The organism is Magnetospirillum moscoviense, assembly GCF_001650635.1.
In the GTDB taxonomy this organism is placed as follows: domain Bacteria; phylum Pseudomonadota; class Alphaproteobacteria; order Rhodospirillales; family Magnetospirillaceae; genus Magnetospirillum; species Magnetospirillum moscoviense.
Window position 1 is genome coordinate 1 of sequence record NZ_LWQU01000128.1, and the last position, 13141, is coordinate 13141.

Consider the following 13141-nt stretch of genomic DNA (forward strand, 5'->3'; position numbering starts at 1 on the left):
AGGGGGGCATGATGGATGAGTCATTCCATCTTGAATCACGCTCACGCCCGCCTGTCCAGGCTATGTTAACGCCTATGAGGCGCACCCGGCCGCCGCCCGCGGCTGAACCACCCTTCCACCTTGCGGCGCATCTGGGTGACCCGGCCGACATCGGCCAGCCGGCGGCGCAGGAAGGCCAAGGTGTCGGCCCCGTCGTCCGACGAATCGTCCAGCCAGTACAGCATGGTCGCCGTATAGACCGCCGTCAGGGTCGCCCGCTTGGTGTACCACGAGAAATCGTGCGAATTGTCGCCGGCCGCCCGCCAGATCGCATCGATGGTGCGGCAGGTGACGCGGGTGGCGGCCAGCGCGTTGCCCGGCAGCGCCAGCACGGCCAGGGCGCGGCGGATCGCCTCGCGGTGGGGCTGCCAGCGTTCCAGCCGCACGGCGACGGCCTTGAACACCCGCTCGGGCACCTTCAGCGCCGCCATGTCGGTGCTGGACAGATCCTCGACCATCAGCTGGTCGGCCAGGGCGACGAAATGCTCAACCGCCGCGACCGGGCCGGCCAGGAAGGCGCGCTCAGACACACTGGAATCCAGGCCCAGATCGGCGGCGGCGGCCTGCAAGGCGGTCATCGACCAGCCCTCGAACACCGCATGGGGCAGGACGGCCAACACCAGTTGGTCCCTGATCTTGTCGAACTCGGCATCACTCATCACGCCAACTCCTCTTGTGCCCGGCGGACCTCGTCGGCGAAGCCGAAGCTGGCCAGGCCGTCCATCCGCATCGGGTACAGCACCCCGTCCAGATGGTCGCATTCGTGCTGGACCACGCGGGCGTGGAAGCCCTGGGCCTCGCGCTCGAGCCACGCCCCCGACGGCTGATAGCCGCCATAGCGGATATGGGTAAAGCGCGGCACCTTACCCGTAAGGCCGGGCAGCGACAGACACCCTTCGTAGCCGAGATGGCGTTCCGCGTCGAGCGGTTCAACCATGGGGTTGATCAGCACCGTCAGCGGCACCGCCACCCCTTCGTTGCGATAGGCCGGGGCGTGGAACACCACTACCCGCAACGGCACATGGACCTGCGGCGCCGCCAGCCCGGCACCCCCGGCATCTTCCATGGTTTCGATCATGTCACCAATCAGGCGCAGGACCTCGGGATCAGTGGGATCGGCGACCGGATCGGCGATGCGCGACAAGACGGGGTGGCCCATGCGGGCGATCTTCAAAATGGCCATGGCTTTTTTTGAATCAATCCCTTCACAAGGCGGCAAGCCTGTGGTATCAACCCGCTTCCCGGACGGCATGTCGCCGTGCGTCGGGACGAAATTCAGCGTAGAGGAGCGGTGACGTAACGTGCAAGTTCTCGTTCGTGACAACAACGTCGATCAGGCCCTTAAGGCGCTCAAGAAAAAGATGCAGCGCGAGGGTGTCTTCCGCGAGATGAAGCTTCGCCGCAACTACGAGAAGCCCTCGGAGCGCCGCGCCCGTGAAAAGGCCGAGGCCGTGCGCCGCGCCCGCAAGCTGGAGCGTAAGCGCCTGGAGCGTGAGGGCTTTTAAACAGCCCTTCCTCCCGATATTTTTATCGGGCCAGGTTATCAGCTGACCAAAGTCAAATGCCTAAGAGCGCCGCGATGCAACACTCGCGGCGCTCTTGGTGTTTGCGGCACCGTTTGCCTCGGGCTTCTCCCCCCTGTCCCCGTCCCCCGACATCCGGTCCGCAGCACCAAGAGCACGCTTCGCGACTGCGTATTTTTTGATCAAATTGCTGCCGCCGTCGGTATGCCTAAAATGCATGCATGTGCGCATTCTGCGCATTGGCCTTCCCCCGCGTCCCTGCATACTCTGCCCCCTGGGGTCAAATCACAGGGAAGGCGCCGCGCATGTCGTCGATTGCACAGCTGTTGGAAATCACCGATTCGGTCGCGGCCGTCACCGATCAGAAGATCGACCGCATTCACGGCATCACCCGGCGCTCGCGCATGCTGGCCCTGAACGCCTCGATCGAGGCCCAGCGGGTCGGCCAGATGGGCCGTGGCTTCGCAGTCGTCGCCGACGAGGTCAAGGCGGTGTCTGGCGAGATCGCCCAGTTGACCGATTCCTCACGCGGCAAATTGAAGGGCCAGCTCGAGACCCTGTCCGAATTCGGCCGCCACCTGGCGGCAGAAGTCGATCGCGTCCGTGGCGAGCGCCTGGCCGACCTGGCCCACAATGCCGTCAAGATCGCCGACCGCAATCTCTATGAACGCTCGTGCGATGTCCGCTGGTGGGCCACCGACCCGGCACTGGTCGAGTGCGCCGCCGCCCCCGATCAACTGGACCTGGCCCGCCATGCCGCCAAGCGGCTAGGCATCATCCTGGATTCCTACACCGTCTATCTGGATCTGTGGATCGCCGATGCCAGCGGCCGGGTCATCGCCAACGGCCGCTCGGGGCGCTATGCCAAGGTGGTCGGCACCGACGTCTCGGGCCAACAATGGTTCAAGGACGCCATGGCCACCGCCAATGGCGGCGAATTCGCCGTCGCCGACATCAGCCGCATCCCCTGCCTGGGCGGGGCGATCGCCGCCACCTATGCCACCGCCATCCGCGCAGGCGGCGAGGCCGACGGCCAGCCGATCGGCGCCATGGGCATCTTCTTCGACTGGGAGGCCCGGGGCCAGGCCATCATCGATGGCGTCCGCTTAGGCGCCGAGGAAAAAAGCCGCTCACGTTGCCTGTTGCTGGACCGCGACCACCGTATCATCGCCGATTCCGACCGCCACGGCTTGCTGTCCGAGCACTTCCCGCTCGAGACCAAGGGCCAGACCCAGGGCTATTACCAGGATGGCGACAGCCTGGTCGGCTTCGCGCTGACGCCCGGCTACGAGACCTATGAAGGCCTGGGCTGTTACGGGGTGATCATCCAGGGGGCTTAACGAGCCCTGCTCGTCTGTGCCGCCATCAATCGCGGCAGGACCGGCTTTGGTAGAATCCGAGGCTCCTGTCGATTTGGCGTTGTGGTTAGGATTTGGCCATGTCCGGATGCGAGTTTTTCGCGTCCCCAGCCAAATCCAGCCACGGTGAAAGCGCATGGATGCGAGCGTCATTCTCGGTATCGTTGGAAGCCTTCGCAGGACATCCTACAACCATTATGCGCTTAAGGCCGCTTGCGAGCTGGCGCCGGATGGGGTGGAGCTGAAGCTGATCGAGCTTCATGACATCCCGGTCTACAACCAGGATGATGAATTGGCGCCACCGGCCGCCGTGGTCGAGTTCAAACGCCAAATTCGCGCCGCCGACGCCGTCTTGTTCTGCTCGCCGGAATACAATTATTCGGTTCCGGGCGGCCTCAAGAACGCCATCGACTGGGCGTCACGTCCCTATGGCGACAGCGCTTGGCGCGGCAAGGCAGCGGCGGTGATGGGGGCTTCCATCGGCGCCCTGGGCACGGCGCGGGCGCAATACCACCTTCGCCAAATTCTGGTCACCCTGGACATGCCCACCGTCACTCAGCCGGAGGTGATGATCGCCAATGCCGCGCAGCATTTTGACAAAGACGGCAGGCTGACCGACGAACCGACCAGACAGTTGATCCAGAAACTCCTGGAGGCGCTGGCGGCGCTTATCAGAATCAACAGAAACATGGAGGATTGAGCGATGAATGAAGAACTTCCGACCCGCAGGGTCGTGTTGCGCGGTGCCCTGGCGGTTGGGTGCGGCCTGTTCCTGCCACTGCTATCCCCGGGTCAGGCCCGGGCGCAGGCCGCAGCGACCGACGCTCCGAAGAAGATGAAGCAAGCGACCGTCCGCTATCAGGCTCAGCCCAAGGGCGAGCAAAAGTGCAGCGGCTGCACAAATTTCATCGCCGAATCAAAGACCTGCAAACTGGTCGAAGGCCAAATCTCTCCCGATGGCTGGTGCAACATGTGGGCCAAGAAGGTTTAGAAAATAGTCCCGACTTTGCCGCCGCATCGTTTTGAAGAACCCGTTTATACCAACCGGCCAACGAGTCACATCAAAGGTCGGCCGGTCTTACAAACACATACGGCGGAGCCCTCGCGGGCTCCGCCGTTTTGCTGTGCGGGTTCGCTTAGTTCAGCGCGCCGCAGATTTCTTCGGTCACCTTCTTCGCATCGCCGAACAACATCATGGTGTTGGGACGGAAGAACAGCTCGTTATCGACGCCGGCATAGCCCGACGCCATCGAGCGCTTGATGAACAGCACGGTCTTGGCCTTCTCGACATCCAGGATCGGCATGCCATAGATGGCCGAGGTCGGGTCGGTCTTGGCCGCCGGGTTGGTGACGTCGTTGGCGCCGATCACGAAGGCCACGTCGGCGGTGCCGAATTCGTGGTTGATCTCTTCCAGCTCGAACACCTCGTCGTACGGCACGTTGGCTTCGGCCAGCAGCACGTTCATGTGACCGGGCATGCGGCCGGCCACCGGATGGATGGCATAGCGCACATCGACCCCTTCGGCCTTCAGCATGTCGGCCATTTCACGCAGCGCGTGCTGGGCCTGGGCCACCGCCATGCCGTAGCCCGGCACGATGATCACCTTCGACGAGTTCTTCATGATGAAGGCGGCGTCGTCGGCCGAGCCGGCCTTGACCGCCTTGTCGCCGCCGGGGCCGCCGGTCGCCACAGCGCCCGAGGTCTCGCCGCCGAAGCCGCCCAGGATGACGTTGAAGATCGAGCGGTTCATGCCCTTGCACATGATGTAGGACAGGATCGCACCCGACGAGCCCACCAGGGCGCCGACGATGATCAGCAGCGGATTGCCCAGCGTGAAGCCGATGCCGGCCGCCGCCCAACCCGAATACGAGTTCAGCATCGACACCACCACCGGCATGTCGGCGCCGCCGATCGGCAGGATCAGCAGGAAGCCCAGGGCCAGGGCGATCAGGGTGATCAGCACGAACAAGGTGATCGAGCCGCCCGACAGGGCGAACATGACGATCAGCACCACCATGGCGATGCCCAGGCCGGCATTCAGCATGTGCTGGCCGGGGAACACCAGGGGCTTGCCCGACACCAGGCCCTGCAGCTTGGCGAACGCCACCAGCGAGCCGGTGAAGGTGATGGCACCGATGGCGACGCCCAGGCTCATCTCGATCAGCGAGGCGACCTTGATGCCGCCGTCGGCGGCGACGATGTTGTAGGCGGCGGGCGCGGCCAAGGCGGCACCGGCGACGAACACCGCGGCCAGACCGACCAGCGAGTGGAAGGCGGCGACCAATTGCGGCAGCGCCGTCATTTCGATCTTCTTGGCGACGACCCAGCCGATGCCGCCGCCGATGGCGATGCCCAGCGGGATCAACAGGAAGGCGGCGTTGGGGGTGAACATCGTGGTGGCGATGGCGATCGCCATGCCGACCATGCCCCAGGTATTGCCCGAGCGCGAGGTCTCGGGCGAGGACAGGCCCCGAAGCGCCATGATCATGCAGATCCCGGCGACCAGATAGGCGAATTGCGTGAGATTGGCAGACATCGTCCCGTCCCCCTTACTTCTGCTTCTTCTTGAACATGGACAGCATGCGCTGCGTCACCAGGAAGCCGCCGAAGATGTTGACGGATGCCAGGACCACGCCGAAAAAGCCCAGGACCTTCGAGGCCATGACATCGGTCGAGGTGGCGATCAGGGCACCGACGATGATGACCGACGACACCGCGTTGGTCACCGCCATCAGCGGCGAATGCAGGGCCGGCGTGACCCGCCACACCACGTAATAGCCCACGAAGCAGGCCAGGACGAAGATGGTGAACAAGCTCATGAAGCCGATACCGTCACCGGTGGCCACCGCCAGTTGGGTGGCCTGCTGGGCCAGCAGGGCGGCCTTTTGAGCCATCGCCTCGGCGTCGGTGGCAAGCTTTGCCGCGCCGTCGACAAGTTCCTTGGGATCCATTGCCTTTTCTCCTTAACCGGCCAGCGCGGGATGAACGATCTGGCCGTCGCGCGTGACGCAGCAGCCCTTCAGGATCTCATCGTCCCAGTTGAACGCCAGGTCCTTGGTTTCCTTGTTCACCAGCGGGCTGATGAAGTTCAGCAGGTTCTTGGCATAAAGCGACGAAGCATCGACCGCGAGGCGCGCCGGCACGTTGCCGTGGCCGACCAGGGTGACACCGTGCTTCTCGACAACCTTGTCGAACTCGGACAGCGGGCAGTTGCCGCCGGCCTCGACCGCCAGATCGACGATCACCGAGCCCGGACGCATGCCCTTGACCATATCCTCGGTGATCAGCACCGGGGCTGGACGGCCGGGGATCAGCGCCGTGCAGATGGCGATGTCGGTCTTGGCCAGGGTCTCGGCGATCTTGGCCGCCTGCTTCTGCTTGTATTCCTCGCTCATTTCCTTGGCGTAACCGCCCTTGGTCTCGGCGTCCTTGGTCGCTTCGGGATCGACCTCGACGAACTTGCCGCCCAGGGATTCCACCTGCTCCTTGACGGCGGGACGCACGTCGAAGGCATAGACCACGCCGCCCATGCGCTTGGCAGTGGCGATGGCCTGCAGGCCGGCGACACCGGCGCCCAGGATCAGGAAGCGGGCCGGCGCCACCGTACCGGCGGCGGTCATCATCATCGGCACCGCGCGCTTGAATTCGTGCACGGCGTCAAGAACCGCCTTGTAGCCGGCCAGGTTGGCCTGGGACGACAAGATGTCCATGCTTTGCGCACGGGTGATGCGCGGCACCAGTTCCATGGCGAAGGCGGTGACCTTGCGGGCGGCCAGCTTCTCGACCATCTCCTTGTTGGTCAGGGCGGCCAGCGCCGAAATCAGCACGGCGCCTTCCTTCATGGACGCGATCTCGTCGTCGGTCGGGCGCTGGACCTTCAGCACCACGTCGCCGGCCAGGGCGGTCTTGGCGTCGGGCGCGATGGTCGCGCCGGCATCGATATAGACCTGGTCGGCGATCGAAGCGCCGGCGCCGGCGCCGGTTTCAACCAGCACGTCGAAGCCCATCTGGACAAACTTCTTGACGGTGTCGGGGGAGGCCGCGACGCGAGCCTCGCCGGCGCGGCGCTCCTTCGGAATGGCGATCTGCATTATCTGTGTTCCCCTGCCTCGAGAAACGGGACGTTTATATTAGTGGTTCGTTATACGCGGTCTGCGCCGCGTTGCCAATCTGGTTAGAAAGAAACTTTACACAGCTGGCAAGCCCCCGTCCCGGGTAATTATTGCGTTGCTGGAGCGGTTTTCGAAACGAAATGGCCCTCCGCCCATATTGCAGTGCAACATGGGCACCCTGGGTACACCACAATTCCAGGGTTGGCGAGCGCTGTTTCACGGCCTATGCCGTCTGAGTAGTTGACGGGGATGGCGGGATACCGCCCATGCGGGTGGGGCGTCACGATTACGAGCGAATCAAAATAGAACAAACAACCTCACCTGAGGATGAGAGGCGGCCCTATGCTACCGGTACAGCTGGCGGTTTCCCGTTGCGAACCAAGGGAGCCAAGCCCATATTTCCATAGTGTTTCAGGAGGATGATCATGGCGGCCCGCAAACCCACACCAGCCCTGGTGGTCAGCGATGACGACGTGATGGGCGGGATGCCGGTGGTAGCCGGCACGCGCATTCCCGCCGAGACCGTATTGGCGGAAGTGCGAACCGGCAAAAGCCGCTTCGACATTTTCCGCTCGTATCCATCGCTGCCCGCCGACGGCATCGACGCCTGCCTTGCCTGGGAAAAGGCCGGGCGTCCGCCATGCGCGACCCGTTCCTGATCGACGAATGTCTGTCGCCCGATCTGGTCGCCCTGGCCCATGCCCGAGGGCATGACGCCAGCCATGTGGTGTTCAGGGGATTGACCGGCTCCGCCGATCGCGATCTTCTGCCGATCATCCGCCACGAAGGATTCGTCTTCGTCACCAACAACGCCAAGGATTTCCTGAGGCTTTACGCCAGAGAGAACATCCATGCGGGGTTGGTCATCATCGTTCCCGGCGGCATACCGGCCGAGGTCCAAGTCCGCCTGTTCGCCGCCGTTCTGGACGAGGTCGAGCCCATGGCCGATCTGGTCAACCGAATCGTCGAGGTCTATTCCGACGGATCAGTGGAAATTCGCGATTGGCCGGCGCAATAACCCCCTACTCGCTCGGCCCCACATCCTCGTGCTGCTTAAACACCACGTCCGTCTCGGCCGAGACCTCGATCAGGCGGACCTCGTAGCCCCATAGATTGGCCAATTGCCTGAGCGTGCGCACCGCCTCGGCCTCGTCCAGCAAGATGCCGTCGGCGACGCGGTGCTGGACCACCAGGCGGCGGTCGCCTTCCAGATCGACATCGACGATCTGGATGTCGGGGGCCATGCGGCCGATATCGTAGGATCGGGCCAGGGTCTGGCGCACGTCGCGATAGCCCCGTTCGTTGTGGATGGCCGCGACCTTGATCTCTTTCGCCTGCTCCTCGTCATGCAGGCGGAACAGCCGCATCTTTCGCATCACCGACGGCGACAGGTATTGCAGGATGAAGCTTTCGTCGCGGTAATCGGCCCAGGCGGCCCGCAACGCCCCCCACGGATCATTGCAGCCGGCGATGTCGGGGAACCAGTCGCGGTCTTCCGCCGTCGGGGTCAGGGCGATGCGCTTGATGTCCTCCATCATGGCGAAACCCAGCGCATAGGGGTTGAGGCCAGAATAACGCGGATCGTCGAAGGCCGGCTGGAACACGACATTGGTGTGGGAATGCAGGATCTCCAGCAAGGCACCGTCCGAGATCATGCCCTTTTGGTGCAGGCGGTGGCAGATGTGGTAGTGGCACATCGTGGCACAGCCCTCGTTCATCACCTTGGTCTGGCGCTGCGGATAGAAATACTGGGCGATGTGGCGGACGATGCGCAAGATCTCGCGCTGCCAGGGCGCCAGCTTGGGCGCGGTCTTTTCCAGGAAATACAGCAGATTCTCTTCCGGCAGGCCCAGCCGGGCCTTGCGGTCGGCCAATTCCCGCGATTCATGCACCCCTTCCGGTGATTTCGGCAGCGTGCGCCACAGATCGTTGTAGGTCTGCTCGAAATAGGCCTGGCGCTCGCGCTCGCGCTGCAGGTCGGCGGCCAGGTCCGGCACCTTTTTGCGGGGATATTTATGCACGCCGTTGTTCATCAAGGCGTGGGCGCCGTCCAGCACCCGTTCCACCGCGGCGTGGCCGTGGCGTTCCTCGGCCCGCATGATGTAGCCCTTGGCGAAATCCATGTAATCCAGGATGCCCTTGGCGTCGGTCCATTGGCGGAACAGGCCGTTATTCTTGAAGAAGTGATTGTGGCCGAAGGCGGCGTGGGCGATCACCAGGGTCTGCATCGCCATGGTGTTCTCTTCCATGATGTAGCTGATGCAGGGGCTGGAGTTGATGACGATTTCATAGGCCAGGCCGCGCATGCCCTTGCGATACATCGATTCGTCGGCGGCGAAATGCTTGCCGAACGACCAGTGCTTGTACATCAGCGGCATGCCGATCGAAGAATAGGCGTCCAGCATCTGCTCGGCGGTGATCACCTCGATCTGGTTGGGATAGGTGGACAGGCCCATCTCGGTGGTGGCGATCTCCTCGATGGAATCGTGGACGCGCCGCACCTTGTCGAAATCCCAGTCGGCGCCGTCGAACAGCAAGGATGGGGCGTCAGAGGATGGCATTGACACCCTCCCGCGAGAACAATTCCCTGAACACCGGGAAGATCTGGCTGCGCACCCGGACCTTGCGCATGGCCAGATTGCCGCCCGGCTTGGCCACCACCTTGTAGGTCCGCCACAGATCGGTCTCGCGGCCCAGCCAGTCCTTGTACTCGGCGCCGACCTCGATATAGGCGAAATACTGGGCGAGCGGCAGCAAATCGTGTTCCAGCAGCGCCGCCGAGGTCGCATTGTCCGAACTGGTGTTGTCGCCGTCCGAGGCCTGGGCGGCATAGATGTTCCAGTCGGTCGGGCTGTAGCGCGCCCTGATGATGCGCTTCATCTCGGTCAACGCGGTCGAGACCACCGTGCCCCCGGTCTCGGTGGAATAGAAGAAGGTGTCCTCGTCGACTTCCTTAGCCTCGTGGGTGTGGCGGATGAAGACGATATCGACGTGCTTGTAACGCCGGTTCAGGAACAGATAGAGCAGCATGAAGAAGCGCTTGGCCAAATCCTTCATGTGTTCGGTCATCGAGCCGGACACATCCATCAGGCAGAACATCACCGCCTGGGTCACCGGCTTGGGCAATTGTTCGAAGCGGTTGTAGCGCACATCGACCGGGTCGATATAGGGCACGCGCCGCGACTTGGTCAGCATCTGGTCGAACAGCAGGCGCAGCTCGCTCAAAAGTTCTGGATCGTCGCCCGATTCCTCGAGGCCACGGATCTTGGCTTCCAGTTCCTTCATCTCGTCGGACTTGGGCCGCTTCAAGGCGATGCGGCGCGACAACGAGTTGCGCATGGTCCGCACCAAGTTAAGGTTCGACGGCGAGCCGGTCACCGACCAGCCGGCCCGGGCCGGAATGAAGGATTGCGACTTGGCGATGTTGCGCTTGACCAGATCGGGCAGTTCCAGATCTTCCAGGAAGATGTCCAGGAACTCGTCGCGGGACAGGATGAAGTGGAAATCGTCCTCGCCGCCGCCATCGGGGCTGCCGTCGGGGCCGCCGTCACCGTCGTCGCCCCGCTCGGGCTTGGGGATGGTGTCGCCCTCGACATACTCGCGGTTGCCGGGCAGCACATGGTCGCGGGTGCCGCCCTTGGCGGAACGGTGGAAGCTGGGCTCACGCAGGCCATCCATCGGAATCGACACCCGCTCGCCGCCGGCGATGTCGGTGATCGAACGGCCGCCCGAGGCCTCGCGCACTGATTTCATGATCTGGGCGCGGGCGCGACGCAGGAAGCGCTGGCGGTTGGCCAGGCTTTTACCGGAAGGATTCAGGCGTCGGTCGATGATGTTCATTGTTGTCTGTCCATCAGGCGCCAAAAAAACAATTCACCACAGAGGCACAGAGGCACAGAGGCACAGAGGCACAGAGGTATCGCAACAAACGACAGGCACGCTCCATTCACGGTGACCATCGGGAGTTCTTAAACTTTCCGCATAATAATCCTCTCTGTGCCTCTGTGCCTCTGTGGTTAAACTTTATTACCCCGCCTGCTTGACCCGCATGTACCATTCCACCAGGCGGCGGACCTGGCGTTCGGTATAGCCGCGGCTGACCATGCGTTCGACGAATTCGTGGTGCTTCTTCTCGCTGTCGGAATCCTTCTTGGACCCGAACGAAATCACCGGCAGCAAATCCTCGACCTGGCTGAACATCCGCTTCTCGATCACCTCGCGGATCTTCTCGTAGCTGGTCCAGCTGGGGTTTCGCCCCTTGTTGGCCGCGCGCGAGCGCAACGAGAACTTGACCACCTCGTTGCGGAAATCCTTGGGGTTGGCGATGCCGGCCGGCTTTTCGATCTTCGACAGTTCCTGGTTCAGCAATTCGCGGTTCAGCAACTGGCCGGTGTCGGGGTCCTTGAAGTCCTGATCCTCGATCCAGGCGTCGGCATAATCGACATAGCGGTCGAACAGGTTCTGGCCGTAATCGTGATAGCTTTCCAGATAGGCCTTCTGCACCTCGTTGCCGATGAATTCGGCATAGCGCGGCGCCAGTTCGCCCTTGATGAATTCCAGATAGCGTTTCTCGGTGTCGTCGGGAAACTGCTCGCGGCGGATCGCCTGTTCCAGCACATACATCAGATGGACCGGATCGGCGGCGACCTCGGCCGTGTCGTAATTGAAGGTCGATGACAGCACCTTGAAGGCGAAGCGGGTCGAGATGCCGTCCATGCCCTCATCGACGCCGGCCGCGTCCTTGTATTCCTGCATCGGCTTGGCCTTGGGGTCGGTCTCCTTGATGGATTCGCCGTCATAGACCCGCATCTTCGAGAACAGGTTCGAGTTCTCGTGTTCCTTCAGGCGCGACAGCACGGTGAAGCGGGCCAGCATCTCAAGGGTCGAGGGCGCGCATGGGGCCTGGGACAGCTCGGACGAGCTGATCAGCTTGTAATAGATGCGCTGTTCCTCGGTGACCCGCAGGCAATAGGGGACCTTGATCACGCAGATGCGGTCGATGAAGGCCTCGTTGTTCTTGTTGTTCTTGAAGGTCTGCCACTCGGCCTCGTTGGAGTGGGCCAGGATGATGCCCTGGAACGGCAGGCCGCCGATATTTTCCGAGCCCGAGTAATTGCCTTCCTGGGTGGCGGTCAACAGCGGGTGCAGCATCTTGATGGGCGCCTTGAACATCTCGACGAATTCCATCAGCCCTTGCGTGCAGCGGTTCAGGCCGCCCGAGAAGGAATAGGCGTCGGGATCGTTCTGCGAGAACATCTCGAGCTTGCGGATATCGACCTTGCCGACCAAGGTCGAGATGTCCTGGTTGTTCTCGTCGCCCGGCTCGGTTTTGCATACCCCGATTTGCTTGAGGCGCGAGGGATAGATCTTGACCACCTTGAAGCGCGAGATGTCGCCCTGGAACTCCTCCAGGCGCTTGACCGCCCACGGGCTCATCAGCCCGGGCAGGCGGCGGCGCTGGATGCCGTACTTCTCTTCCAGCATCGGCCCCATGCTTTCGGGGTCGAACAGGCCCAGCGGGCTTTCGAACAAGGGGCTGACTTCCTTGCCGGCCTTCAGCACATAGATCGGCTGGTGCTCGATCAGCGCCTTCAGCCGCTCGGCCAGGCTGGACTTGCCGCCGCCGACCGGCCCCAGCAGGTACAAGATCTGCTTCCTTTCCTCGAGCCCCTGGGCGGCGTGGCGGAAATAGCCGACGATCCGCTCGATGGTCTCTTCCATGCCGAAGAACTCGGCGAAGGCGGGATAGACCTTGATGGTGCGGTTCATGAACACCCGGGACCGCCGGGCATCCTTGGCGGTATCGATGATTTCCGTCTCGCCGATGGCGGCGATCATCCGCTCGGCGACGCTGGCGGTGGTGATGGGGTCGGAACGGCACAGGTCGAGATAATCCGCCAGGCTCATCTCGACGTCCTTGCGGCCCTCGTACGAGCGCGCATAGTGGGTGAAGACATCATCGCCGTGCATCTCGGTCTCTCCCTTCGGGCCAACGACCGGGGACCTTTGGTCCCTTCGATACTGACATGGCACCCGGGCAAGGGAAATTCGAGGGGGCGTGCGAAGATTTCTGATCATCGTCAGTCGCCGGCTTGCACCAACCGGCCC

The 13141-nt window shown here is 62.8% G+C and carries 14 protein-coding genes; 6 read left to right on the forward strand and 8 right to left on the reverse strand.

The features are described from left to right. Positions 1-65 precede the first annotated feature (65 nt). The gene (locus A6A05_RS07730; protein WP_068499113.1) at positions 66-698 is read right to left on the reverse strand and encodes a COQ9 family protein; all 633 of its coding nucleotides are present in this window, start codon (positions 696-698) and stop codon (positions 66-68) included. Then, positions 698-1222 carry a peptide deformylase gene (gene def / locus A6A05_RS07735; RefSeq protein WP_068499115.1) on the reverse strand — a complete coding sequence of 175 codons (525 nt, stop codon included), beginning with the start codon at positions 1220-1222 and terminating at the stop codon, positions 698-700. The genes A6A05_RS07730 and def overlap by 1 nt, the downstream gene beginning before the upstream one ends. A gap of 118 nt (positions 1223-1340) precedes the next feature. On the opposite strand from def, the gene rpsU reads away from it, so the two are divergent. From rpsU to A6A05_RS07755, 4 genes are all read left to right on the forward strand, one after another. After that, positions 1341-1544, forward strand: coding sequence for a 30S ribosomal protein S21 (gene rpsU, locus A6A05_RS07740; RefSeq protein WP_002726599.1), 204 nt, complete (start codon positions 1341-1343; stop codon positions 1542-1544). A gap of 323 nt (positions 1545-1867) precedes the next feature. After that, entirely contained in the window at positions 1868-2902 is a 1035-nt protein-coding gene (locus A6A05_RS07745) for a methyl-accepting chemotaxis protein (protein WP_068499117.1), read from the forward strand. A gap of 154 nt (positions 2903-3056) precedes the next feature. After that, complete coding sequence (locus tag A6A05_RS07750; RefSeq protein ID WP_068499119.1) at positions 3057-3620, forward strand: NADPH-dependent FMN reductase; 564 nt, start codon at positions 3057-3059, stop codon at positions 3618-3620. Between the two features lie 3 nt (positions 3621-3623). After that, positions 3624-3911, forward strand: coding sequence for a high-potential iron-sulfur protein (locus A6A05_RS07755; RefSeq protein ID WP_068499121.1), 288 nt, complete (start codon positions 3624-3626; stop codon positions 3909-3911). Positions 3912-4056: 145 nt separating this feature from the next. On the opposite strand, the gene A6A05_RS07760 is transcribed toward A6A05_RS07755, so the two are convergent. Genes A6A05_RS07760 through A6A05_RS07770 form a run of 3 tightly spaced genes read right to left on the reverse strand, consistent with a single transcriptional unit; the run spans position 4057 to position 7012 of the window. Further along, positions 4057-5457 carry an NAD(P)(+) transhydrogenase (Re/Si-specific) subunit beta gene (locus A6A05_RS07760; RefSeq protein WP_068499123.1) on the reverse strand — a complete coding sequence of 467 codons (1401 nt, stop codon included), beginning with the start codon at positions 5455-5457 and terminating at the stop codon, positions 4057-4059. Between the two features lie 13 nt (positions 5458-5470). Beyond that, the gene (locus A6A05_RS07765) at positions 5471-5872 is read right to left on the reverse strand and encodes a proton-translocating transhydrogenase family protein (protein ID WP_068499124.1); all 402 of its coding nucleotides are present in this window, start codon (positions 5870-5872) and stop codon (positions 5471-5473) included. A gap of 12 nt (positions 5873-5884) precedes the next feature. Next, positions 5885-7012, reverse strand: coding sequence for a Re/Si-specific NAD(P)(+) transhydrogenase subunit alpha (locus A6A05_RS07770; protein ID WP_068499126.1), 1128 nt, complete (start codon positions 7010-7012; stop codon positions 5885-5887). 446 nt (positions 7013-7458) lie between these two features. Between A6A05_RS07770 and A6A05_RS07775 the strand changes: the two genes are divergently transcribed. Together A6A05_RS07775 and A6A05_RS07780 are read left to right on the forward strand one after the other, a co-directional pair. Beyond that, positions 7459-7692, forward strand: coding sequence for a DUF433 domain-containing protein (locus A6A05_RS07775; RefSeq protein WP_068499188.1), 234 nt, complete (start codon positions 7459-7461; stop codon positions 7690-7692). Then, positions 7674-8051: a DUF5615 family PIN-like protein gene (locus A6A05_RS07780; RefSeq protein ID WP_068499128.1), complete on the forward strand. Its 378-nt coding sequence runs from the start codon at positions 7674-7676 to the stop codon at positions 8049-8051. Before A6A05_RS07775 ends, A6A05_RS07780 begins: the two co-directional genes overlap by 19 nt. 4 nt (positions 8052-8055) lie before the next feature. Here the strand turns inward: A6A05_RS07780 and A6A05_RS07785 are convergent, their stop codons facing one another. From A6A05_RS07785 to A6A05_RS07795, 3 genes are all read right to left on the reverse strand, one after another. Next, positions 8056-9594 (reverse strand): SpoVR family protein, encoded by a 1539-nt coding sequence (locus A6A05_RS07785; RefSeq protein ID WP_156520952.1) that lies wholly within the window; start codon positions 9592-9594, stop codon positions 8056-8058. Continuing rightward, on the reverse strand, positions 9581-10873 hold the full coding sequence (locus tag A6A05_RS07790; RefSeq protein ID WP_068499132.1) for a YeaH/YhbH family protein: 1293 nt from the start codon (positions 10871-10873) through the stop codon (positions 9581-9583). Before A6A05_RS07790 ends, A6A05_RS07785 begins: the two co-directional genes overlap by 14 nt. Positions 10874-11059: 186 nt before the next feature. After that, positions 11060-13003, reverse strand: coding sequence for a PrkA family serine protein kinase (locus A6A05_RS07795; RefSeq protein ID WP_068499134.1), 1944 nt, complete (start codon positions 13001-13003; stop codon positions 11060-11062). Positions 13004-13141 lie beyond the last annotated feature (138 nt).

Bases quoted from the DNA above. Each gene is read 5' to 3' on its own strand.
- A6A05_RS07760 (WP_068499123.1), bottom strand. From the start codon at position 5,457: ATGTCTGCCAATCTCACGCAATTCGCCTATCTGGTCGCCGGGATCTGC.
- A6A05_RS07755 (WP_068499121.1), top strand. From the start codon at position 3,624: ATGAATGAAGAACTTCCGACCCGCAGGGTCGTGTTGCGCGGTGCCCTG.
- A6A05_RS07775 (WP_068499188.1), top strand. From the start codon at position 7,459: ATGGCGGCCCGCAAACCCACACCAGCCCTGGTGGTCAGCGATGACGAC.
- A6A05_RS07795 (WP_068499134.1), bottom strand. From the start codon at position 13,003: ATGCACGGCGATGATGTCTTCACCCACTATGCGCGCTCGTACGAGGGC.
- def (WP_068499115.1), bottom strand. From the start codon at position 1,222: ATGGCCATTTTGAAGATCGCCCGCATGGGCCACCCCGTCTTGTCGCGC.
- A6A05_RS07780 (WP_068499128.1), top strand. From the start codon at position 7,674: ATGCGCGACCCGTTCCTGATCGACGAATGTCTGTCGCCCGATCTGGTC.
- A6A05_RS07750 (WP_068499119.1), top strand. From the start codon at position 3,057: ATGGATGCGAGCGTCATTCTCGGTATCGTTGGAAGCCTTCGCAGGACA.
- A6A05_RS07790 (WP_068499132.1), bottom strand. From the start codon at position 10,873: ATGAACATCATCGACCGACGCCTGAATCCTTCCGGTAAAAGCCTGGCC.
- A6A05_RS07730 (WP_068499113.1), bottom strand. From the start codon at position 698: ATGAGTGATGCCGAGTTCGACAAGATCAGGGACCAACTGGTGTTGGCC.
- A6A05_RS07785 (WP_156520952.1), bottom strand. From the start codon at position 9,594: ATGCCATCCTCTGACGCCCCATCCTTGCTGTTCGACGGCGCCGACTGG.
- A6A05_RS07765 (WP_068499124.1), bottom strand. From the start codon at position 5,872: ATGGATCCCAAGGAACTTGTCGACGGCGCGGCAAAGCTTGCCACCGAC.
- A6A05_RS07770 (WP_068499126.1), bottom strand. From the start codon at position 7,012: ATGCAGATCGCCATTCCGAAGGAGCGCCGCGCCGGCGAGGCTCGCGTC.
- A6A05_RS07745 (WP_068499117.1), top strand. From the start codon at position 1,868: ATGTCGTCGATTGCACAGCTGTTGGAAATCACCGATTCGGTCGCGGCC.